Raw genomic sequence first — 21,305 nt, 5'->3', positions numbered from 1 at the left:
GGGGATGAAAGCCTCCGCCGACGCATCCATCATCATCGATCTACCTAAAGACGAGAGCCTGATACTGCTCGCGAAGAAGAGATACTCGAAAATCTATGTTCCAACCGAGGTTTTCGATGAACATAGGAGGCCAAAAAAGCACGTTCAACGAATAAGTCTACTGATAGAGGAGGGTTTCATCGAGAAAGAAGAGCTGAACAGGACAGGCATGAAATACCTCAGTTCACTTCTCAGCAGAGGGAAGATGGGGAGGGGGGAGTGTGCGGCCATTGCATTGGCACTCCAGCTGGATTTACCTGAGATTTTATTGGATGATAAGCTCGCGATAAGCACTGCCTCAAAACTCGGGCTCAGATGCGTTCCCATTTGCTACCTGCCACTATGGGGATTGTTGAAGTCCCTTCGGGACTACAACTCTCCCAGATCTCCGATCTGGGACATCAAAAAGAGCATTGTAACCAGCGAGGGGGCAGAGAAAGTATTGAAAAAACTATTCTCACGTGACGACCCAAATCTCTTAGTCCTACTCGGCATCCTGCATGAACTCGAGCGATATACAAATCCCTAATTTGGGACAATTCGCAGACACACCAAGATGTTCCATCTGGGATGTCCCTTCTTCCCTAATTTTTTATTTTTCTTATTATCCTTAGCGGTCTAAGTTACGCTATCTCCAAAAGAAAATCCTTGAAATTGAAGCACTTGATATCCTCGATCGCCTTGAAATCTCGATCGTCTGAAATAATCGTTGTTATCTTGTTTTCCATCATACAGCTTACATGAAAAGCGTCCCTTGGATTTAGACCTTTTAATATCAGTTCAATTGCATTTAATGGGATAGAGATTGAGACAGGTAATATTATCAAATTCCGAGTTTTGTAGATGTCATTCACGGCATCCTTTATTAGATGCCTCTTATTTGCTTTGACCAGTGCCCACATCATTTCGTCAAATGTCAGAGACGATGTAGCAGTATTTAGTTTTCCTTCGACCATCTTTTGATATATCATCCTTGCATCTTCGCCAACTTCCGTTTTATCGAGCAACGAGAAAATGAAGAAGTTTGCATCAAGGTATACTGTTTCAGAATATCTCTTCATACAACCTATCCCCGTATTTTATCTCTTTTTTTACATCCATGCCCTCTTCTTCTGCAATCCTGCTCCACTTCGACAATATGTCTTTTTCTGCCGATTTGATTTGTATCCCATCATCTGCCAGCTCAATAATAATCCCTGAACCCTCGATCATGCCGAGATTGTCCCTTGCTATCTTTGGTATCACGATCTGGCCCCTTGAACCAACCTTCGATTTTATTACAATCATCATTCATACCGCCATTCTGAATTATATATGAATTAATATATGAATCTATGCTCAAAGCAATTAAAGTTTTGCTTAAAAAATTGATTGATTCTGGTTTTAGAATCGACATCACGGTTTACGACAGGGTTTTAGAGGAAGCAGAGCAAATGAGCAGAAACCGCTAATCTTTAAGTCACCCATAGTGTCCTTCTAATCCTACCCCTCTATACTGACCCTTTGGGTGCCGACAAACCCGCTGCACCCTTTGTAATCACATTCTTCTTCACCTACACTCGCTTTGGCTGTTTAACCAACTCAACCCCTTCTTGCATCAATTCCCTTGCCCTCTCCATCGTCTTCGACTCCGCAAATACCCTGATAATTGGCTCGGTCCCAGACGCCCTGACCAACACCCAGCCATCGTCATGCCATATCTTCACGCCATCTGTGGTATCCACGTTGCCCTTGACGACCTTTCCAAGCTCCTTCATCACAGCATCTTTATCAGGAACCGTTATCTTCCTTTTTATGTGGAAGTACTTGGGAATCTCGTCAGCCAGCTGCGATAGGGGTTTTCCATCACTGAGCATCTCAAGAATCTTTGCAGCTGCCATTGTGCCATCTCTGCCATGCAGGTGTTCCGGGAAAATCAGCCCTCCGTTTCCCTCGCCGCCGAATACGGCCCCTGTTTCAATCATCCTCCTCGCCACGTGTATGCTTCCGACAGGAGTCCACACGATCGTTCCGCCATTCTGCTCAACGACGTCGACGACGCATTGAGACGAGCTCACCGGTATTACCACAATGCCTTTTTTCCTTTCCAGCATTGTGTGCTTTGCAAATATCGCAAGGAGGACATCCTCGCTGACGAATGCGCCATTTTCATCCACGAAGACCGCCCTGTCGGCATCTCCATCCAGGGCTACGCCTAAATTCGCTCTGGTTTTTTTCACAAGAGATATCAACTCGCCGAGTGCGTCTTCTATCGGTTCAGGAGGGCGCCCCGGGAACGTCCCATCGGGCTGTGCATTCAGCTCAATCACCGTGCAACCCAATTCACGCAATAAAGAAGGAGTGACAACACATCCCGCACCACCACCAGGGTCTACGACGACTTTGAACTTCTCGCCCCGTATTTTATTCACATCGACGAGTTTTTTAACACCCCCCTTATAACCAGATATTCCGTCAGCCATGCTCAATTTGCCGATATTTTTCCACCCGGCCCTTCGAAATTCTCCTCGCTCATACGCCCTTTCTATCTCTTTCTCCACATTCCTGCTGAACTCGGTGCCATCGCCGTCTACAAATTTCAGGCCGTTATACTCGCGTGGGTTGTGGGATGCAGTTACGATAACTCCCGCATCTGCGAAATCCCTTACATAATACTGAATGACGGGGCTGGGCGCGATGTCGAGGTCGATGACACTGCATCCGGTAGACTGCAGGCCAGAAACTGCGGCATTTTTTAGCATCTCGCCGGAGATTCGCGTATCCCTCCCCACCGCCACCGTACTTTTTTCATCCATCAGTGTACCCAGACTCAGACACAATCTCAGGGCAACATCTGGCGTCAGCTCTTTGTTTGCAATGCCCCTTATTCCATTTGTTCCAAAGATTGGTCTCCAGTCCATTGTCGATACATAGGTAATTAATACGCTTGAACACTTATAGATAATCACACGGTACGGTCGTTACTATGTATGATGTCAAACAGGTCAGAAAGGATTTTCCACTGCTTGAGAAGGTGACATATCTGGATAGCGCATCCACTTCGCAGACTCCCTGCCAGGTGGTCAATGCGATGAATGAATATTTTTTCGAATACGCAGCGAACTACGGTCGTGGAGCATACAGTCTCGTAAGGAAGACGACGGAGCGATATGAAGGGGCGCGAAAGCAGGTCGCGGATTTTATCGGCGCAGAGGAGTCGCACATAATTTTCACGCGGAACACGACCGAGAGCATCAATATGGTGGCGCTAGGGCTTGAATGGTCAAAGGGCGACCATATCGTGACCACGATAATAGAACACCACTCCAACCTGCTCCCGTGGCTCAGGCTGAAGGAAAAGGGAGTCCGTGTGGGCATCGTCGAGTCGAATCGGCAGGGAATCGTGAACCCGGCGTCTATCGAGGATGCGGTCACAGAACGTACGAAATTTATTGCGATATGCCACGTTTCGAACGTCTTCGGGTCCATTCAGGATGTCGAAAAAATGGCAGAGATTGCCCATGAGAACGATGCGCTATTTTTGATAGATGGCGCGCAGTCTGTGGGGCACATGCCGATGGACGTCGGGAAACTGGACTGTGATTTCCTGGCATTTCCAGGCCACAAGGGACTGCTTGGACCGCAGGGTACCGGCGCATTATATGTGAAAGACCCAGCGCAACTCAAACCAGCATACGTAGGGGGTGGAACAGTGCGGTCGGTCACGAGGGATTCCTTTGAACTGGACGAGCCGCCATACTGCTTTGAATCCGGAACCCAAAATATCCCTGGCGTGATAGGACTTGGACGGGCCGTTGAATATGTGGAAGACGTCGGCATAACTGACATCGAGCGTCACGTGACATCGCTGGCGCAGGATGCAGCCGACCGCCTGAGAGCATTGCCAAACGTCGATGTGTATGGGCCGACTGAAAGGAGTGGTGTGGTCTCATTCAACATAAAATCGATAAACCACCATGACGTCTCGATGATACTCGATGATGCCAAAATTTGCACGAGAAGTGGACACCATTGCGCTGTGCCTGCACATCGGTTCCTTGGGGTAGATGGCACTGTACGGGCGTCCTTTGCGATGTATAACACCCTGGAAGAGGTGGACATGCTGATAGATGCTGTGGAATCCATCGCTATGGGGTTGCTCTAAGAGAGAAAGGAGCAAATTTAATATTCTAAGTCTGGTATTGTATGCGAGAGTGAGAGTAAAATGGGAAATGGACAAATAAGATCGTGTTCTGCACACGGCTATTTTAGAGGAGGAGAATGCGAATGCGGCGAACCAGGACGCCTAATTTTGGATGAGGAGAGGACAGTGCGGCTTGGGAAGATGATTTCGGGAGCATTGCGGCACTTTCCAGATAAATTCGGTCTCGACATGGACCGACAGGGATGGGTGGACATAGAGCAGTTGGTCATCACACTCGAGGATAGGTACCAGTGGTTCCACAGGGAACATCTGTTTGCGCTGGTCGAATCCGATATAAAGCAAAGATATGAGATGAGGGATGGCAAAATTCGGGCGCTGTACGCCCATTCAGTGGAGGTGGACCTCGACCTGCCGCCAAATAAACTACCTGAACTTTATTATGGAGCGACCGAGGAGGAGGCTGACAGGATACTGGAGATTGGATTGAAACCCATTAAGCAGAGATACCTTCATCTGAGCACCAGCTTTGACGAGGCAATTCGAGTTGCAGAATACCGAACTCAACAACCAATAGTGATAATAATAGATGCACAGCGGGCACAGAAAGAGGGCATCAATATGATGAAGGTCAACGACCAAATCTGCCTGTCAGAGAGCATTCCACCTGCATTTCTGGATGTCATTTCTTAGTGATCCGAACCAGTTTATCCTCACGTACATCAAATTGCACGTCAAAAAACTGCCTGGTCACCCAGATATTCGTTTTCGTATGCGGGGTCAGGGTTCTCGTTGTAAAAGAGCATTCGCCATTAGCCAGCGCCATGTACGGTATCAACTGATCCGACAGATGTGCATCAATAGCTTCACCGCATTTAAGGCCAATCAAAAGCGATTTAGTCGCTTCTCTGCCGACTGCCTCTGCCGGCTTGCCCCTTTCTCCGATGGCGCATCCGCCAATTCCATCACACCACAGCGTGATGCCGCTGCCGGTAGATTCACCAGTAGTCGATGCCTCGATTGATATCTGTACATCATATCCTTCTTTAGTCAACACACTTCTTGCAGACTTGGCCTGCCTCACTGCGACATGCTCTGGCAGCCTTGAACAGTGTGAAATTCCCTTAATCTCGATTTCCCTGGGTGGTTCCAGTGCCACACCTTTCAGTTTAGTAGAGGGACGGATGACTGCTTTGACCATTCCCCCTCCGCGCGGATAATATCCTCTCTTGATGATATCAATTTGTGCGTCATATCCCATTTTAGCTATCGTAGGCAACATGACATGCCTCATATAATCAATAGACGGCGACCACCGTACGTCAGTGCCTCCTTTTATCTCCAGGCAAACAGGACCGTCGGCGTACATCGCCGCTGGCATCAGGCACTGCAAAAGAAGGGGAATGCTGCCGGCAGTCCCGATATCAAGCCTATACTCTCCGCTTTTTATTTCATTGGGAGCGAAGAATACTTCGGTCGATCCAAGCGCCAGTCCTTTGACCTCGGCATCCGTTAGTATTGCGACACCTCTCACTGCCTCAAGATGCTGGGCTGAAAGGCCAGGCGTCCGTCTGTTCGCCCTGATGTTCCTGATCGTGACCGCTTTTCCACATACAGATGAAAGCGCAATCGATGTCCTGAGAATCTGCCCTCCGCCCTCTCCATATGAACCATCTATTTCAATCATCTGACGGTATGCTCCCTATAAATCTCCATCTTTTTGCTGAAAATATCAGCTATGGATAATTGTCTTTAATATGGTCTCATCAGTGGGTCCGCCGGTGGCTATAATGGGAATGTCGGGAAACTCATCTCTAATCTGCCTAACTATTTTAGCGGTTTTAGCTGCCCCTGGAACATTTAAAATGGTCGCTCCTGCTTCTATTCGTTCCACCACAGCGTTTCTCCCCCCACTCTCTTCCGAAACCACGGTGACCGCCACCGGAATGTCTATAGTTTGGGCCAAACATTTTAAGGTCTCATTGGATATCAGGGCATTAACTACCACTCCTATAGCCCCTTGAAATTCGGCATCCAGTGCCAGGTTTATCACCCTTCTGTGTTGAGTTAGTCCGCCCCCCACGCCGCAAAAAACCGATACATCTGCAGCCATCATTATTGCATGGGTAATGCTGGGCTGAGGAGTGAAGGGATGGACCGCGATGATTGCATCGGCATTGGTGTTTTTTATTATCGCGATATCTGTGGTAAAAACTAAAGAACGGATAGTTTTGCCAAATATCTTTATCCCGCTTGCCTGCCCAATAACTTCTGGCACCTCTATGATGTCCCTTCTCAACATCCCTCTTATTTCGGGCGCTGGTATGTTCAATATGTATTCACTCCTAAAGACGATATCTATTCAACCGCTTTTGCTATCACTGGGGCGGCACTGACAATGCTCGCGCCGTTCTCGATGGTATCGGTGGCTATGAGCTCCTTTATACCTGCTTTGAACAACCTGATGAGCGCATTTCTAGCCAGCACTGGATGAACACATGCGACATATATATCGTTGGGTTTCTGCCTCCATAACAGTTCAATAGCTTCGACCATTGTCTCTCCAGTGGATATTATATCATCTACGATTACGACGTCCCTGTTCATTATATCTATATGTTTTGGTTTTATTTCCACATCTTCTCCATTCAGCCGTATCTTCTCTAATACGTCGTAATCGATGCCAAGTTTTGAAGCAGATGACCTGGCTAGCGCGCATGCACCATCATCCGGTGCGATGATGATCGGTCTATCGAGATCGAGGGACCTAATGTAGTCTCCTATTAATGGTGCCACATCCAGGTCATGTGCAGGTCCATTGAAGTGACCCAAGACCGATGGGTCATGGATATTGACCGTGAAAATTTCATCTGCATCGATCGTCCTTGCAATGGCGCGCGCACTGATCGGCTCGCCTGGGTGCGATGTCCTCTCCTGACGTGCATATCTAAAATATGGAATCACCACTCTAACCCGTTCAACCTCTTCACATGCGTCGACCAACTGCAGCAAGTAAATCAGGTCTCCATCGGAAACCGTGCTCTGAATGATCAGAACATCGTCGCCTATCTCATCCAACACCCTTACGCATGCCTCGCCATCGGGAAATCGCTTGTATTCAGCCAAAAGGATGTCGCAATCTAACTCTTTCGCAACCCTGGTTGCGAGCAACTGTGATGCAGGACCACTGATGATTTTCAAGTTATGCCTCCCTACGTTATGATTGTCTTGTCCTATTAATAATATTTGATATAACTCTATATTTATATAACATAAAGGGAGAATATACAGATGGCATAACAAATGAGCGACGACCTTTTAGGCGGACTGGAACTGAAGACGACCGACGATGTCGATGTGCCTGAACTTCTGATAGACCAGGTGATAGGCCAGGAACATGCTGTCGAGGTTATTAAGAAGGCGGCCAAACAGCGAAGGCACGTGATGCTGATTGGAACGCCTGGAACCGGTAAATCGATGTTAGCGAAGTCCATGGCCGAGCTCCTGCCAAAAGAGGAGTTGCAGGACATCCTGATATATCATAATCCAGAGGACTCGAACAATCCAAAGGCCGAGGTCGTCCCGGCCGGGGAAGGGAAACAGATAGTTCAAACTCACAAAATGGAGGCTCGGAAGAAGTCCCAGATGCGAAATATGTTTTTTATGATGCTCATCATGGGCATCGTGATATTTGCCTTCTTACAGGGACAATGGTTAATGGGCATTATTGCTGCTATTCTTTTGCTTATATTACTCAGACAAGTCATTCCAAGAGAGGATATGATGGTGCCGAAATTGCTGGTATCGAATGCTAAGAAGAACACAGGCCAATACATCGATGCTACTGGCGCACATGCTGGTGCCCTGCTCGGAGATGTGCGGCACGATCCATTCCAGAGCGGCGGGCTTGAAACTCCATCACACGATAGAGTGGAGGCAGGAGCGATTCACAAGGCGCACAAAGGCGTTCTCTTCATCGACGAAATCAACACCCTTCACATAGAATCCCAGCAGAGCCTGTTAACCGCCATGCAGGAGCACGAGTATCCAATTACAGGGCAGTCCGAGCGCAGCTCAGGGGCAATGGTCAAGACGGACCCGGTGTCGTGTGATTTTATCATGGTGGCTGCGGGCAATCTTGATTGCATCAAGGGAATGCATCCAGCACTGCGCTCCAGAATCAAAGGGTATGGCTATGACGTTTACATGCGCGATTCCATGGATGACACGCCAGAGAATCGATGCAAGCTAATCAGGTTCGTAGCACAGGAAGTTACGAAGGATGGAAAGATTCCCCACTTCACGGTGAACGCTGTCGAGGAGATAATCAAGGAAGCGAGACGTGGCAGTGGCAGAAAGGGGCACCTGACCCTTAAATTGCGTGACCTTGGCGGACTGATACGGATTGCCGGTGATATCGCTCGAGCAGAAGGTGCAGACCTCACTGAAGTTGAACATGTCCACAAAGCCAAGAAGATATCACGCTCGGTTGAACAGCAAGTGGCAGACCGACATATTGAGCAGATGGAAGATTATAAAGTATTCCGGAGTGAAGGCGCAGAGGTAGGGAGGGTTAATGGGCTTGCAATCATCGGTGGCGAATCCGGAGTGGTCCTTCCTATCGCCGTGGAAATAACACCGGCGCAGTCGAAGGAGGAGGGGAAGGTGATCGCGACTGGTCTGCTTCAAGATATTGCCAGAGAAGCAGTTCAGAACGTTTCAGCCTTCTTCAAAAAATTCTCAGGGCACGACATATCGAATAAGGACATACACATCCAGTTTATAGGGACATATGAAGGCGTGGAAGGCGACAGCGCATCGATATCGGTTGCTGCAGCGGTCATATCAGCGTTAGAAGGGGTTCCGATTGACCAGAGTGTGGCTATGACGGGGTCGCTATCAGTTAGGGGCGAGGTGCTTCCGGTGGGAGGAGTTACTTATAAGATCGAGGCGGCGGCGCAGTCAGGCATCAAAACAGTTTTAATCCCAAAGTCGAATGAAAACGATGTACTGCTCGAGGAACGCTATAAGGGCAAGATAAAAATAATCCCGGTCTCGACCATCAATGAAGTTCTTGGGCATGCCCTCATCGGTCGAAAGAGAAACAGCTTAATCAAGAAACTCCATAAATTCGCCTCCGATGCCAGGGTTGATATAGCACTACCAGAGAGGATAGTGCCACACTGATGGACGTGTTTTAATGGATGTAGAGCTTCACGATATCAAAGTCCTTGAGGCTTCCGGCACTTCCATCATCTTAGACAACGGAGCCATTGAGGAGATATCCGCCAATTTTTCGAAGAGGGCTGGCGTTCGGGTGCTGGTCGATGGTTCATGGGGCTTCACATCTACCGACGACATTAATGCTATTGATGATGCCCTGCGTTCCGCCATCGGCCTGGCGACGCAGGCGCACGAGAAGGCGCCGTGCACTTCATTTCCCATCACGTTGACGGGCCCCACCAACATTCGCCATATATCAAAGGTCAAAAAAGACCCAAGTGATGTCCCTGTTGAAGAAAAAGTTCAATTGTTAAAGGACATCGAACAGCAGATGAAACTTCCACAAATCGTCAGCACAAACGTATATTATTCAGAGTCGGAAGTACACATGCTTTATACTAACTCTGAAGGTTCTGAATGCGAATCCAAATTGACCAGATGTGGGTTTGGCATTACGGCTGTCGCCAAAGACGAGGACTTGCAGATGGGGTTCGACAGTCGATTCGGCGTTTGCGGTTATGAGATATTCGATCGATACGATGCACTATCACTGGCCAATGACGTTGCGACTGCTGCAGTTCAATTACTGAGTGCAAAAGCGTCTCCTGGGGGCCATCTGCCCGTGATACTCGACCCCAAGCTGGCTGGCGTATTCATACATGAGGCGCTGGGACATGCGGCAGAAGCGGACCTGGTGCTCGAGGGCAGCTCCATCCTCAAAGAAGAGATGGGAAGGCAAATCGCATCTGAATTGATATCCGTTCACGATGACCCGACGCTCCCAGAATTCGGATATTATCCATTCGATGATGAGGGCGTGTCGCCCACCAGAACGACGATCATCCGGGACGGCGTCCTCAATCATTACTTGCATTCAAGAGAAACCGCAGCCAGGCTTGGTTTTCCAAAATCTGGAAACGCCAGAGCACAGGGATGTGGAATTCCCATTGTCCGCATGAGCAATACGTTCATCGAGGAGGGCGATACATCATTTGATGAGATGGTTGAGGATATTCAATACGGCATATATTTAATCGGGTCAAGGGGCGGGCAGACGAATCCTGGCGAAGGCGTATTTCAATTCAACGCTGAAAAAGGCCACTTAATTGAAAATGGCTCTCTCACAATGCCACTGCGTAATGTCTCACTTTCTGGCAACACGCTCGAGATTTTGAAAAACGTGGTCGCGGTGGGCAACGATTTGAAATATCACTCGGGATTATGCGGCAAGAATGGCCAACTGATACCAGTAAGCGACGGCGCACCCCATATTAAGATATCTTCTGCAATGGTGGGTGGTTCTGTATGATATCACAGATAGAATCCATTGTAAAATGTGCCGAGCAAGCAGGCGCTGATGAAGTCGAGATTTTCTACGTTGATGGAAAAGTCATCTCCATCGACATCGAGAGGGACGAGATCAGCCTGGCAGAGAAATCGATTATACGGGGCGTGGGTATCAGGGCATCCGTCGACGGCGCAGTTGGTTTTTCGAGCACCAACGATTTTACGAAAGTCGAGGAGGTTATCGAGCATGCTGTAAAATATGCCACCATCAAATCACAGGATGTCAGTGATTGGGGGGGATTTCCATCCAACGGCAAATATCCAAAAGTAGACGGCGTATTTGACAAAAAACTCCATGACATCGGTCTTGACAGTTGCATCGATTATGCGGTCAAGATGATAGACGGCGCCAAATCAGTGGAACGGGCCATGCCTACCTCCGGAAACTTCGTATGTTCCTCCTCGACCAGAACGATTTACAACTCGAATGGAATTATGGTGCGTGAATCAGGAACCATTATCGAGGGGTCAATCGATTCGGTGGCACGTGATGGCGACATCTCAACAGCATCGGAATTCGATATATCGCGGAGCCTGGATATCGATTTTTATCAGATTGGTTTCAATGCATCGGACCTGGCCAATCGTTCTTTGAATGGCATCAGAATAGAATCCGGCGAGGTCCCTGTTCTACTCAGACCGACCGCCTTTGCAGAAATCATCGGCCATGCACTGGTTCCATCATTAGATGCAGACAACGTCCAGAAGGGGAGGTCGGCGCTGTGCGGAAGACTAAGCACTGCTATAGCTTCAGAGGAGCTTGACATTATCGATAACGGTTTGCTCGCCAAGGGAGTTGGGACCGCGATGATGGATGATGAAGGGACTCCTTCTCAAAAAATTGATATAATCGTCAATGGCATGCTCGAGACCTTCCTGTATGACTGTTATACTGCGGGTAAAGACGCTCGAAAGAGCACTGGCAACGGCGTCCGTCGCTCATACTCATCTGCACCAGCCGTTGGCATTCGCAATATGACCATCCAGTATCCGCCGACGGATATAATTTCTGAAACCTCCCATGGAATATTGATCAATTCGGTTATCGGGGCGCATACCGCGAACCCGGTGTCCGGCGACTTCTCGGTCGAGGCGAGAAACGCCTTTACGATAAGGGACGGCTCTATCTGCGAGCCTATCAAGTCCCTCATGTTATCTGGAAATGTGTTTGAACTGCTAAAGAACATAGATGGAGCAGGCTTTGATGTCCGTGCTGTTGGCAACATCATCACTCCTACCGTCAGAGTTTCAAACCAGCAGGTTGTAGGCTGAAAGGAAAGATTGAAGGGCATATAGCAAAGCTATGATAAGATGAGAGATAAATCGCAAGAGATATGAAGTTTAGTAAATGTTTTAAACTTACGAAGTATAAATCATGCAATAGGGGGTGTTGTTTATGGCGAAAAACAAAAAGAGGAGCTTAAAAAAGAGGATATACAACCCTGTAACTGGTAAGTACTATGCGCTCAGACAAAGAACCACGGAAACAGGGGAAAGAGGAGAGATAAGGGGGCTCTGGCAAGCACCTAAGGATAGAAAGAAAAAATCCCTGTTTGATATAATCCTTGGTAATTAGTATGAATTCGGTATTCTTAGACTCCAATGTTGTGGCAAATTGGATTTTGATAAAGGACTCAACTAATAAGTTTGAGGAATTAAAAAAAGATGAAATACTTAAAGAGAGATTGAGCAACATCAGCTACTCCCATATACTTGTGGAGGCTTTGTTAGGGACTGATGAATATTACTCCAAAGTATCAAACTTAGCTTTAGCAGAGGTTTTCTATGTTCTATATACTGAAATTTCATCGCTTAGGATGTATCGTTTAGGAATACCCATGACTCTATGGCCAAAGTTGAGAAAAAAGTATGCGAGTGAAGAAGATCTTTATCTTATTAAGGAGATAGTTTCAAAATACATTAAAGAACTTAAAAATAAAATAGGTATCGTCAATGATGAGATAGATGAGGAAGTTTATCCAAAGCTTGTTTTGGACTACCGGCTAAGGACTCATGACGCCGTATTGTTGACAACATCAATTTTAAACAAGTGCTCTTGGTATATAACCAACGATAAAGAGATTGTAGATCTTGATAAGGGCAGAAGAAAGCCAAAATTTTCAGAAAGATTTAAAATATCTCCAGAATTACCGCAAAATTTTCTGAGGGAATTGTAAGGTAGAGATTGTGCTTGGCAAACACAGGGCAAAATATATAGCCGCGAAGGAAACTTCGTCACTCGACTCAAAAATAGAGCTCGCTCATAAAATCCTCCAGAACTGCCATTTCTGTGAACGGCGCTGTGGCGTGAACCGACTGGCAAAGGAAATCGGATACTGCGGTGTCGATGCCGTATCGCGATATGCATCGGAATTCCTGCATTATGGCGAGGAGCCAGAACTGGTACCATCGCACACGATTTTTTTCACAGGATGCACGTTCTCCTGCGTATATTGTCAGAACTGGGATATAGCGCATAGAATCGCTCCCGAAGAGCCTGTTCTTCCGGAAAAGATGGCGGAACTTATCGCTATGAGGAAGTATCAGGGTGCGAGAAACGTGAATTTTGTAGGCGGAGACCCAACGCCGCACTTACATACCATACTGCAAATCATGAACAAATGCAATGTCAACACGCCCATGGTCTGGAACTCTAACATGTACTGCTCAAAAGAGGCGATGGAATTATTGTGCGGCGTGATAGATGTTTATTTAGCAGATTTTCGATATGGAAACGATGAATGTGCACAGAAATACTCAAATGTAAAAAACTACTGGGACATCGTCACACGAAACTTCCTTGCGGCATACGGGGATGCAGAGCTTATCGTAAGGCATCTTGTGCTGCCCAGCCATATCGAGTGCTGTACGAAGCCAATCGTGGAGTGGATTGCGGAATACATGCCTGAAGTGAGGTTCAATCTCATGTTTCAGTACGCGCCGCATTACAGAGCAAACCGATACCCAGAGCTGAACCGTCGGCTGGAATATGACGAAAGGAAGAAGGCGTTCGAGATCGTCAGGGATGTTGGACTGGAGAATTTGGTATAACTGCGGCATCTTTCAGTAAATCACTCTGTCTCGATAATCAGCCGCTTTTTATCCTCAGGTTTGATAAGAATTCCCCTCCCTTTTTTCAACTTCATGAATTCGGCCACTTTTTTCGGGATTCTCACTATAAGAGAATTCCCAGAATATCCTATTTTCCCTTTTTTCTCAAGTCCCCATAGTCCCGATGCTTTTGCATTCTTATCTATGGCATCAGACGACTTTTCTGTAAAGAATATTTCGCCACAAGACGAACAAACGTCTGCCTCAAAGGTGCCGAGTTTAACGCTTCCTATTGTATACGGGACTTTTTTTCTTTCCATATCTCCTTCACATATGGGACACTTCATCAATTCACCTCCAGTAAGTCGTTATGATATAATAATGGCAAGGTCTCTTCCAAAAGACGACTTCCAATTTTCCGAAGATGCCAATGACCTTTTTTCCTTGCAATCTTTTTGCTCCTTTCAAAATACAGTCCAACACCTCCCTTTTTGAAATGCCTCTAAGGACCATCTGACTCTTGGCATGTTTCGAGGGTTGAAATTCGCATTGCATATTATATCACTTACACTAACTCACATAAAAGTTATTGTATATATCATTTATTCTTTTTGGCGTCAGAATTTGGCGAGTTTGGTGTGACTGCGGCATTTTTTATCTTCAAATGTTCTGATTTTAATGCTATCTGCTCCTTGAGATTAATACGCCCTTCTACAAATGTTTATTTATCTTATTTTGTGATGGATGATTCAAAGATGAGCTCCTTATTATGTTTAACTCCAAAACACTCTAAGATTTTTTTGCCATGGAATCCTTTAGGATAACCTTTTAATCCTACGACCAATTTAATATGGTAACTCCTATGTTCAGCATCGAATTTGTACCGGATATGCCGTTGGACGAACTTGTAAAGTACTGCGTCTTAGCGGAGGATAACCGATTTGACAAAGTCTGGATCACCGACCATTATAACAATCGAAACGTCTATACAGCGCTGGCTTTAATAGCTAGAAAGACCGAACACATCAGGCTTGGGCCGGGTGTGACCAATCCATATCAAATACATCCAGCATTAACCGCCTCGTCTATTGCTACCATCGATGAGATTTCAAACGGCAGGGCTGTGTTTGGCATTGGGGCTGGTGATAAAACTACCCTTGGTGCACTGGGCATTCAAATAGATAAGCCCGTGACGAGGTTGAAGGAAGCGGTAGAGATCATAAAACGACTTTTGAGTGGGGAGTGCGTAACCTTCAACGGAGAGTTCTTCAAGATTGACGGTGCCAGACTGGCGTTCAAACCCTCCAACATTCCCATATATATCGGAGCCCAGGGTCCGGTGATGCTCAAGACAGCTGGAATGATCGGCGATGGCGTTCTAATCAACGGTTCGCATCCCGCAGACTTTAAATATGCGATCCCCAGGGTTCGCGAAAGCGCTCCAAAGAATTTTGACATCGTTGCATACACCAGTTTCTCGGTTGATGTAGATGCAGAAAAAGCGAAAAAGGCTACGATGCCCGTGGTCGCATTTATTGCTGCCGGAACACCTCAACCCATTTTAGAACGGCACGGCATCAATCCGGTAGATGTCACTCCCATAAAAAATGCATTATCCAGAGGTGATTTCAGGACCGCTTTTGGAGCTGTTACGGAGCAGATGATTAACGCATTCTCCATATGCGGCTCGCCGGACCACTGCATTCAGAAAATTAGAGAACTGTATGACATGGGGGTCACCGAGGTGGTGGCTGGCTCCCCAATCGGTCCGGATAAGCGGATGGCGATAAAAATCATCGGTGAGGAGATCATACCAAATGAAAACTAACAGAGCGTTCTACATAGGTCGCTTCCAGCCATACCACTTAGGGCATCACATAGTTCTTCAGAAGATCGTGGACGAGGTTGATGAGATAATTATCGGAGTCGGCAGCGCCCAGCGGAGTCACACGATGAGGGACCCGTTTACCGCCGGGGAGAGGGTGATGATGGTTTCGCGCTCCCTTGAGGGACTGGACACCACATTTTACGTCATTCCGATAATGGACATGGACTGGCATGCAGTCTGGGTGTCGCATGTCCGCTCACTGACGCCGCCGTTCAATGTCGTGTATTCCAACAATCCGCTTGTCATCAGCCTGTTTAGCGAGGCTGGTAAACAGGTTAGACGATCTCCATTGTACCAGAGAGACGAATATTCTGGCACAGAGATACGCAGAAGAATGCTTAATGATGAAAAATGGGAACACCTGGTACCAGAGGCAGTCGTGGAGATAATCAAAGAGATTAATGGCGTGCAGAGACTGAAGAATCTGTCACAATCTGATTAGACTCCAATCAAACCATTCTTCGCTACCACTCTATGACATGGAATTATTACGGGCGCTGGATTTTTAGCCATGGCATTTCCTACCGCCCTATCTGCCTTGGGGTGACCAATTTGTCGAGCCAATTGGGAATAAGTGATGATTTTTCCATGGGGAATCTTCATAACTTCCATGAGCACGAGTCGTTGAAATGGCGTCAGGTGCTGCAGGTCAATCTTGCCTATAAGCGGTGATTTATTGCCGTTCATATCTTATAAAAGGCTCAACCCCTCCAACTCCCCGACTATCTTTTCCACCGCTACCTCTGCATCAGCAATTTTTTTGCCGCCAGTAATTACCAACTTGCCAGACCCAAACAGCAACACCACTACCTTCGGGTTTGATAGTCGATAAACCAATCCTGGAAATTGCTCGGGTTCATATTCGATATTCTCCAAACCGAGTCCGATGGCGATCGCGTTGAGGTTCAGTTCCGTGCCCAGATTAGCGGATGCTACGATATTTTGAACCATGATCTGCGGCTCATCCACGACTTTGATGCCAACATCGCGCATATTCTTGAAAACTCTACTTAGTCCCACATCGACATCATCGATGCTTTTTGCACCAGTGCATACGATCTTGCCGGATTTGAAGACCAATGCAGCAGTCTTTGGATTCGTGGTCCTATACACTAACCCTGGAAACTGCTTTGGATCATATTCGGCGACATCAAATTTAAGCGCCAGTGATTTTAAGTCCAACTCCTGTCCTATCGCAGTAGATGCTACAACATTTTCAATCCTTATGGTCTTCTTTGCCGCTTCTGATTTAGATATGATAGCGCCCCCCCATCGATGAGAAAGTCATTTGTTTTCCTTCTTATATATATTTAAGTGGCTATGCATATATGTCGATATCATGCGGATTGCATTCGAGCTCTCGGGAGAGCATCAAACACTGCCCAGGTCAGAGGTCATCGGTTGTTTGACGTCTTCTAATATCCCTTTTAGGGAGATAGCCACTTTGGACCAGGTCCTTATCATCGAAACCAATGAAATGCCGCCGATTGCGAGGCGTCTTGCCATGACCCATCACATTTTGGAAGTTATTGACGTGTGTCAAACCGATATGGAGCTGATCCTAACTATGGTAAGTGCATCGGATTTACCACTTGGTAACGAGGAGACTTTTTGCGTCAGGGCAAAGAAGATCAAAAATTATGCCTTTAGAGGTGATATCGAAAAGGACGTCGGCGCAATCATACATAAACGAGGATACAAGGTGGGTTTAGAAGACCCAGATGTCGTTTTTCGTCTCGTCATCACTGGGGATAAATGCATATTTGGTAGATTGTTGTTTTCGATAGACAGACGCCAATATGAGTTTCGTCGACCACATCTAAAACCATTCTTTTATCCGGGGGCATTATTGCCTGGAGTTGCACGCGCCATAGTCAACATCTCCTCTGTCCGTCCAAGAGAACTCCTGCTGGACCCATTCTGTGGGACGGGGGGCATACTGATCGAAGCCGGGTTGATGGGGGTCAATTGCCTCGGTATGGATGTGCAGCGCAAGATGGTGTACGGTACTGCGATCAATTTTCAGCATTATGACATAGGGGGAGAGCTGATAATTGGAGATGCGTGTAATATCGGGCTGGCAGATAGCTCCGTGGATGCAATCGTGACAGATATCCCATATGGGAAGTCGACTTTGTACATGGCACAATCACTGCAAGATTTATATGTTAAATCATTAAAGGAGATGTATCGCGTACTCAAATCTGGAAAGAATGCCGTGATAGTGTCACAAATTCCCATGAAGGCAATCGGCGAGGATGTCGGTTTTAAAGTCCTCGAACATCATCAGCAACGAGTTCACAAGAGTTTGACGCGCCACATAATCGTATTGAAAAAAAGGTGACATCATGCTCAAAATAACCTTCCTCGGCACTGGCGGGACCATGCCAACGACCAGTCGAAGTTCATCCGCAATTATGATTGATAGAAAAGGAGAATTACTGCTCTTTGACTGTGGCGAAGGGGCGCAGCGGCAGATGATGAAAGCAAAGACAGGGATGATAAATCTCACTTCTATTTTCATAACACATTATCATGGAGACCACTTTCTGGGCATCCCTGGGCTCATCCAGACTATGTCGTTCCAAGGGCGGACCGAGCCACTGCACATCTACGGCCCTGCCTGGACGCATCAATTCGTCAAGATGCTGACTTCCCTTGGCTATTATAAGTTGAGTTTTTCCGTCGAGGACCATGAAATCAAGCCAGGCGATAAAATCGAGCGCCCAGAGTATACAATCCATGCTGTCAAGACCGAGCACGGCATCCCAAGTATTGGCTATGTGCTGGAAGAAAATCCTTTGTTGGGCAGATTCAATCGCGAGAAAGCCATTGAACTGGGTGTCCCACCTGGGCCATTATTTTCAAAACTGCATTCTGGACAATCCGTGTTCGTAGCTGGAAATGAAATCAAGCCAGAACAAGTGGTAGGTAAGCAGAGACCTGGCAGGAAAATCGTTTATACGGGAGATACCAGACCATGTGATGCGATAATAAAAATGGCAAAGAATGCAGATTTGTTGATTCATGACGGTACTCTCGCAGACGATTTGCAGGACTGGGCAATTGAATCTAAACATTCTACAGCTAAAGAGGCAGCGACCGTTGCAAACGCAGCGCAGTGTAAAGAGCTCGTACTGACGCACATCAGTTCGCGCTATTCTGATGACCCTTCTTCATTACTGAATGGGGCAAAATCAATCTTCAAGAACGTGTCCATTGCCCAGGACTTTATGGAGGTCGTGGTACCATATCCTGATTAGTAAACTATTTATATATCGATAGCATATTTGTTTTACGGTGATATGATGGATACTGTAACTGTATCCCCTAAATACCAGGTAGTCATTCCAAAAAAGATCAGAGAGCGATTGAGTATACGGGCAGGGGAACGAATGGTCATGATAGATAAGGATAATTTAATTCACATGGTCAAGATTGGGGCGATAAAAGATGCTAAAGGGTTGGCCAAAGGGGTCACTACAAAAAGCCTGAGAGATGAACGTGAACGTTTTAATTGACTCCTGTGGATGGATTGAATATTTTGGTAAGGGACCAAAAATAAATGAATATGCCTCCTTTATAGATAATGCCAACCCAAAAAACTATTACACGCCTTCAATCGTGCTCTACGAGGTTTACAAAAAAATTAAAAAGGAGTTAAGTGATGAAAAGGCGATGGAGGCTTGTGCCTACATAGTCTCCTATACATCTATCGTTTCTTTAGATGAAAAAGTAGCATTTGCGGCAGCTGACCTGAGTTCGGAATATGGTCTCCCAATGGCTGATGCAGTCATTATGGCGACTGCTATAATGTATGAGGCGACAATTGTCACCAGCGACAAACATTTCGAGAAATTAGACGATGTTAGATTTATCGGCGCCTGAGTGAAAACTCGGAATCTATAAGTATGTACACTCCATATTTCATTTATATCTTCGGGATGGGACGAGAGGTGCAGGATGAATAAACTTCAATTGGAGATTGACAGGCTTGGGCATGTGGTCGACCTCGAACCGAGCAGAATTCAAGAAACGCTCAAAAGCAGAGAATGTACGTTCATCTCACACAAATTCTATAACAAAGGGATATACCGGGTGAGAAACATAGAAACTAAGTCGCTGGAGGACTTTGCAATATATATCTATCGAATAGAATCGGCGACATATCAGGGGCTTGTTGACGAGTTGGGCGCAAAATGCGTGGACAAATCCCTATGGAAAAACGTACCCGAGGGGGGCGCCACCTTTTTCTATGCCTTCAGGGTGGAAGAACAATTCATCAAGGATACTAAAAAGTCCAAAGACGATATGAAGAAGGAAATAGGGTGGATACAGACGCAGGGGACGTAAAACTACGAAATATGATTGTGGTTACGCCAATCGTTCCAATTAACTTAAATATGAAATCGGCAATACAAACTATAGATGCCTCTCGAAGAAGGGACGGAAGACCTAAAAGAATATGTCGAAGAGTATATAGAAGAATACGCCAGCGTATCTTCCATCCTCAAGCAGACACTCCCTTTGCTCTTGATATGTGTCTTCTCAGGTCTGTTTGCAGGAATTGTATTGACGGGCATGGAAGCTTCGCTAAAGGCGCTTCCGGGATTATTAATAATGGTGCCAGCGATATTGGATACAAGGGGCAACATATATGGGGCGTTCGGCTCCAGACTTGGGTCAGCACTCCACCAGGGCATAATTCAACCAGAGCTGAAGAATGATAAGAACCTCATTCACAGCATTGCGGCTACACTCGCCATGGGAGTAATAATATCTGTCGTGCTGGCTGTTACCTCCCATTACGTCCTCCTGGTGCTCGGAAGAGAGAGCGCTGGCATACTTCCATTGACGATGATATCCCTGATAGCCGGAGTGGCCTCTGGACTGTTGCTGACTATGTTTGTCTTGGTAATCACCTTTGCAGGATATAGAAAAGGCATAGATCCCGATAACATCTCTGGACCTGTGGCGACCACTGCTGGCGATGTATTTGCAATGCTTGCACTTTTTATGGCGGCAGAAATCGTATTGGGGGTGTGGTAGTTGCAAAAAGAGTATAACGTTTTTAAAATCATGAAAACTGCGCTTCCATTACTCACGCTATGTTCTCTTTTGGGGATAGCTGCTGGAGTAGTTCTCACTACATACGAAGATACCCTGTTCGCGCTTCCTGGGTTGTTTATATTGGTCCCGGTTACGATTGGCATGGGGGGAAATATCGGCGCGATACTCAGCGCCCGTACTTCATCTGCCCTTCACCTTGGTACGATAGAATTCAGGCATACAAGTCTCGTATTTAAGAACAACATTCTTGCCACTCTCATCGTCGGTATGCTCTCGTTTTTTCTGGTTGGAGTCTTTGGACACCTATTCAGTGTTTTAATTGACTTTGGGAGCCCCGGACTCTTTGAAATGGTTTTGATATCTACAATCTCGGGGATTCTAATAACTATGATGGCGATAATCGTCGCTACTCTGTCTGCCTTTTATTCATATAACAATGGCATAGATCCTGATGATACGACGATACCCATAGTTACAAGTATCTGCGACGTGTTTGGCGTTTTGATATTATTTGGTGTGGCTATGATGATAGTATAAGGAAAGCAT

Annotated in this window: 29 protein-coding genes; 19 read left to right on the top strand and 10 right to left on the bottom strand. The window is 46.5% G+C overall.

What is annotated here, in order from left to right:
- Positions 1 to 4 precede the first annotated feature (4 nt).
- Complete coding sequence (locus tag BME93_05195; GenBank protein ID ATZ61463.2) at positions 5 to 568, top strand: hypothetical protein; 564 nt, start codon at positions 5 to 7, stop codon at positions 566 to 568.
- A 94-nt stretch (positions 569 to 662) separates the two neighbouring features.
- Here BME93_05195 and BME93_05190 read toward each other — a convergent pair whose 3' ends face one another.
- Positions 663 to 1,100, bottom strand: a complete 438-nt coding sequence (locus BME93_05190) for a type II toxin-antitoxin system VapC family toxin (GenBank protein ID ATZ61822.2) — start codon at positions 1,098 to 1,100, stop codon at positions 663 to 665.
- Positions 1,084 to 1,329, bottom strand: coding sequence for an AbrB/MazE/SpoVT family DNA-binding domain-containing protein (locus BME93_05185; protein ATZ61462.2), 246 nt, complete (start codon positions 1,327 to 1,329; stop codon positions 1,084 to 1,086). Before BME93_05185 ends, BME93_05190 begins: the two co-directional genes overlap by 17 nt.
- Before the next feature lie 44 nt (positions 1,330 to 1,373).
- Between BME93_05185 and BME93_05180 the strand changes: the two genes are divergently transcribed.
- Positions 1,374 to 1,490 carry a DUF3368 domain-containing protein gene (locus tag BME93_05180; protein ATZ61821.2) on the top strand — a complete coding sequence of 39 codons (117 nt, stop codon included), beginning with the start codon at positions 1,374 to 1,376 and terminating at the stop codon, positions 1,488 to 1,490.
- Positions 1,491 to 1,592: 102 nt separating this feature from the next.
- Here the strand turns inward: BME93_05180 and glmM are convergent, their stop codons facing one another.
- On the bottom strand, positions 1,593 to 2,939 hold the full coding sequence (gene glmM, locus BME93_05175; GenBank protein ATZ61461.2) for a phosphoglucosamine mutase: 1,347 nt from the start codon (positions 2,937 to 2,939) through the stop codon (positions 1,593 to 1,595).
- Between the two features lie 65 nt (positions 2,940 to 3,004).
- On the opposite strand from glmM, the gene BME93_05170 reads away from it, so the two are divergent.
- Entirely contained in the window at positions 3,005 to 4,183 is a 1,179-nt protein-coding gene (locus BME93_05170) for a cysteine desulfurase (GenBank protein ATZ61460.2), read from the top strand.
- 60 nt (positions 4,184 to 4,243) lie between these two features.
- On the top strand, positions 4,244 to 4,873 hold the full coding sequence (locus BME93_05165) for an RNA 2'-phosphotransferase (protein ATZ61459.2): 630 nt from the start codon (positions 4,244 to 4,246) through the stop codon (positions 4,871 to 4,873).
- Here the strand turns inward: BME93_05165 and rtcA are convergent.
- From rtcA to BME93_05150, 3 genes are read right to left on the bottom strand one after another with little or no spacing between them, the layout of a single operon-like run.
- Positions 4,863 to 5,867 (bottom strand): RNA 3'-terminal phosphate cyclase, encoded by a 1,005-nt coding sequence (gene rtcA, locus BME93_05160; GenBank protein ID ATZ61458.2) that lies wholly within the window; start codon positions 5,865 to 5,867, stop codon positions 4,863 to 4,865. The genes BME93_05165 and rtcA overlap by 11 nt on opposite strands.
- 45 nt (positions 5,868 to 5,912) lie before the next feature.
- Positions 5,913 to 6,512 (bottom strand): hypothetical protein, encoded by a 600-nt coding sequence (locus BME93_05155; GenBank protein ID ATZ61457.2) that lies wholly within the window; start codon positions 6,510 to 6,512, stop codon positions 5,913 to 5,915.
- Positions 6,513 to 6,538: 26 nt separating this feature from the next.
- Positions 6,539 to 7,381 (bottom strand): ribose-phosphate diphosphokinase, encoded by an 843-nt coding sequence (locus tag BME93_05150; protein ATZ61456.2) that lies wholly within the window; start codon positions 7,379 to 7,381, stop codon positions 6,539 to 6,541.
- A gap of 102 nt (positions 7,382 to 7,483) precedes the next feature.
- On the opposite strand from BME93_05150, the gene lonB reads away from it, so the two are divergent.
- From lonB to BME93_05120, 6 genes are all read left to right on the top strand, one after another.
- Positions 7,484 to 9,367 carry an ATP-dependent protease LonB gene (lonB, locus tag BME93_05145; GenBank protein ATZ61455.2) on the top strand — a complete coding sequence of 628 codons (1,884 nt, stop codon included), beginning with the start codon at positions 7,484 to 7,486 and terminating at the stop codon, positions 9,365 to 9,367.
- A 13-nt stretch (positions 9,368 to 9,380) separates the two neighbouring features.
- Entirely contained in the window at positions 9,381 to 10,712 is a 1,332-nt protein-coding gene (locus BME93_05140; GenBank protein ID ATZ61454.2) for a TldD/PmbA family protein, read from the top strand.
- Positions 10,709 to 12,022 (top strand): TldD/PmbA family protein, encoded by a 1,314-nt coding sequence (locus BME93_05135; protein ATZ61453.2) that lies wholly within the window; start codon positions 10,709 to 10,711, stop codon positions 12,020 to 12,022. The genes BME93_05140 and BME93_05135 overlap by 4 nt, the downstream gene beginning before the upstream one ends.
- Positions 12,023 to 12,146: 124 nt before the next feature.
- Positions 12,147 to 12,326: a hypothetical protein gene (locus BME93_05130; protein ATZ61452.2), complete on the top strand. Its 180-nt coding sequence runs from the start codon at positions 12,147 to 12,149 to the stop codon at positions 12,324 to 12,326.
- Position 12,327: 1 nt separating this feature from the next.
- A complete protein-coding gene (locus BME93_05125; GenBank protein ID ATZ61820.2) occupies positions 12,328 to 12,927 on the top strand; it encodes a hypothetical protein in 600 nt (199 codons plus the stop codon).
- 10 nt (positions 12,928 to 12,937) lie between these two features.
- Positions 12,938 to 13,801, top strand: a complete 864-nt coding sequence (locus BME93_05120) for a radical SAM protein (GenBank protein ID ATZ61451.2) — start codon at positions 12,938 to 12,940, stop codon at positions 13,799 to 13,801.
- 20 nt (positions 13,802 to 13,821) lie between these two features.
- Here BME93_05120 and BME93_05115 read toward each other — a convergent pair whose 3' ends face one another.
- Both BME93_05115 and BME93_05110 read right to left on the bottom strand, forming a co-directional pair.
- A complete protein-coding gene (locus BME93_05115) occupies positions 13,822 to 14,148 on the bottom strand; it encodes a YgiT-type zinc finger protein (protein ID ATZ61450.2) in 327 nt (108 codons plus the stop codon).
- Positions 14,149 to 14,152: 4 nt separating this feature from the next.
- The gene (locus BME93_05110; GenBank protein ATZ61449.2) at positions 14,153 to 14,356 is read right to left on the bottom strand and encodes a DUF4258 domain-containing protein; all 204 of its coding nucleotides are present in this window, start codon (positions 14,354 to 14,356) and stop codon (positions 14,153 to 14,155) included.
- Positions 14,357 to 14,663: 307 nt separating this feature from the next.
- Between BME93_05110 and BME93_05105 the strand changes: the two genes are divergently transcribed.
- The gene (locus tag BME93_05105; GenBank protein ID ATZ61448.2) at positions 14,664 to 15,629 is read left to right on the top strand and encodes a 5,10-methylenetetrahydromethanopterin reductase; all 966 of its coding nucleotides are present in this window, start codon (positions 14,664 to 14,666) and stop codon (positions 15,627 to 15,629) included.
- Positions 15,619 to 16,131, top strand: a complete 513-nt coding sequence (locus BME93_05100; GenBank protein ID ATZ61447.2) for a nicotinamide-nucleotide adenylyltransferase — start codon at positions 15,619 to 15,621, stop codon at positions 16,129 to 16,131. Before BME93_05105 ends, BME93_05100 begins: the two co-directional genes overlap by 11 nt.
- Here the strand turns inward: BME93_05100 and BME93_05095 are convergent.
- Positions 16,128 to 16,376 carry a methylated-DNA--[protein]-cysteine S-methyltransferase gene (locus BME93_05095; protein ID ATZ61819.2) on the bottom strand — a complete coding sequence of 83 codons (249 nt, stop codon included), beginning with the start codon at positions 16,374 to 16,376 and terminating at the stop codon, positions 16,128 to 16,130. The genes BME93_05100 and BME93_05095 overlap by 4 nt on opposite strands.
- 3 nt (positions 16,377 to 16,379) lie before the next feature.
- Complete coding sequence (locus BME93_05090; protein ATZ61446.2) at positions 16,380 to 16,946, bottom strand: TATA-box-binding protein; 567 nt, start codon at positions 16,944 to 16,946, stop codon at positions 16,380 to 16,382.
- 82 nt (positions 16,947 to 17,028) lie between these two features.
- Between BME93_05090 and BME93_05085 the strand changes: the two genes are divergently transcribed.
- The 7 genes from BME93_05085 (at position 17,029) to BME93_05055 (ending at position 21,296) form a co-directional block, all read left to right on the top strand.
- A complete protein-coding gene (locus tag BME93_05085) occupies positions 17,029 to 18,033 on the top strand; it encodes a THUMP domain-containing protein (protein ATZ61445.2) in 1,005 nt (334 codons plus the stop codon).
- A gap of 4 nt (positions 18,034 to 18,037) precedes the next feature.
- A complete protein-coding gene (locus BME93_05080; protein ATZ61818.2) occupies positions 18,038 to 18,952 on the top strand; it encodes a ribonuclease Z in 915 nt (304 codons plus the stop codon).
- A gap of 42 nt (positions 18,953 to 18,994) precedes the next feature.
- Positions 18,995 to 19,210, top strand: coding sequence for an AbrB/MazE/SpoVT family DNA-binding domain-containing protein (locus BME93_05075; protein ID ATZ61444.2), 216 nt, complete (start codon positions 18,995 to 18,997; stop codon positions 19,208 to 19,210).
- Positions 19,194 to 19,577, top strand: a complete 384-nt coding sequence (locus BME93_05070) for a type II toxin-antitoxin system VapC family toxin (protein ID ATZ61443.2) — start codon at positions 19,194 to 19,196, stop codon at positions 19,575 to 19,577. The genes BME93_05075 and BME93_05070 overlap by 17 nt, the downstream gene beginning before the upstream one ends.
- Positions 19,578 to 19,652: 75 nt before the next feature.
- A complete protein-coding gene (locus tag BME93_05065; protein ATZ61442.2) occupies positions 19,653 to 20,042 on the top strand; it encodes a hypothetical protein in 390 nt (129 codons plus the stop codon).
- A 75-nt stretch (positions 20,043 to 20,117) separates the two neighbouring features.
- Positions 20,118 to 20,738, top strand: coding sequence for a magnesium transporter (locus BME93_05060; GenBank protein ATZ61441.2), 621 nt, complete (start codon positions 20,118 to 20,120; stop codon positions 20,736 to 20,738).
- Entirely contained in the window at positions 20,739 to 21,296 is a 558-nt protein-coding gene (locus tag BME93_05055) for a magnesium transporter (GenBank protein ID ATZ61440.2), read from the top strand. It begins immediately after the preceding gene.
- Positions 21,297 to 21,305: the final 9 nt, after the last annotated feature.

It is taken from the genome of Methanosarcinales archaeon Met12, from assembly GCA_002813105.2.
Classification (GTDB): Archaea; Halobacteriota; UBA148; order UBA148; family JAJOKI01; genus JAJOKI01.
This window is presented reverse-complemented; position numbering and strand designations above follow the sequence as displayed.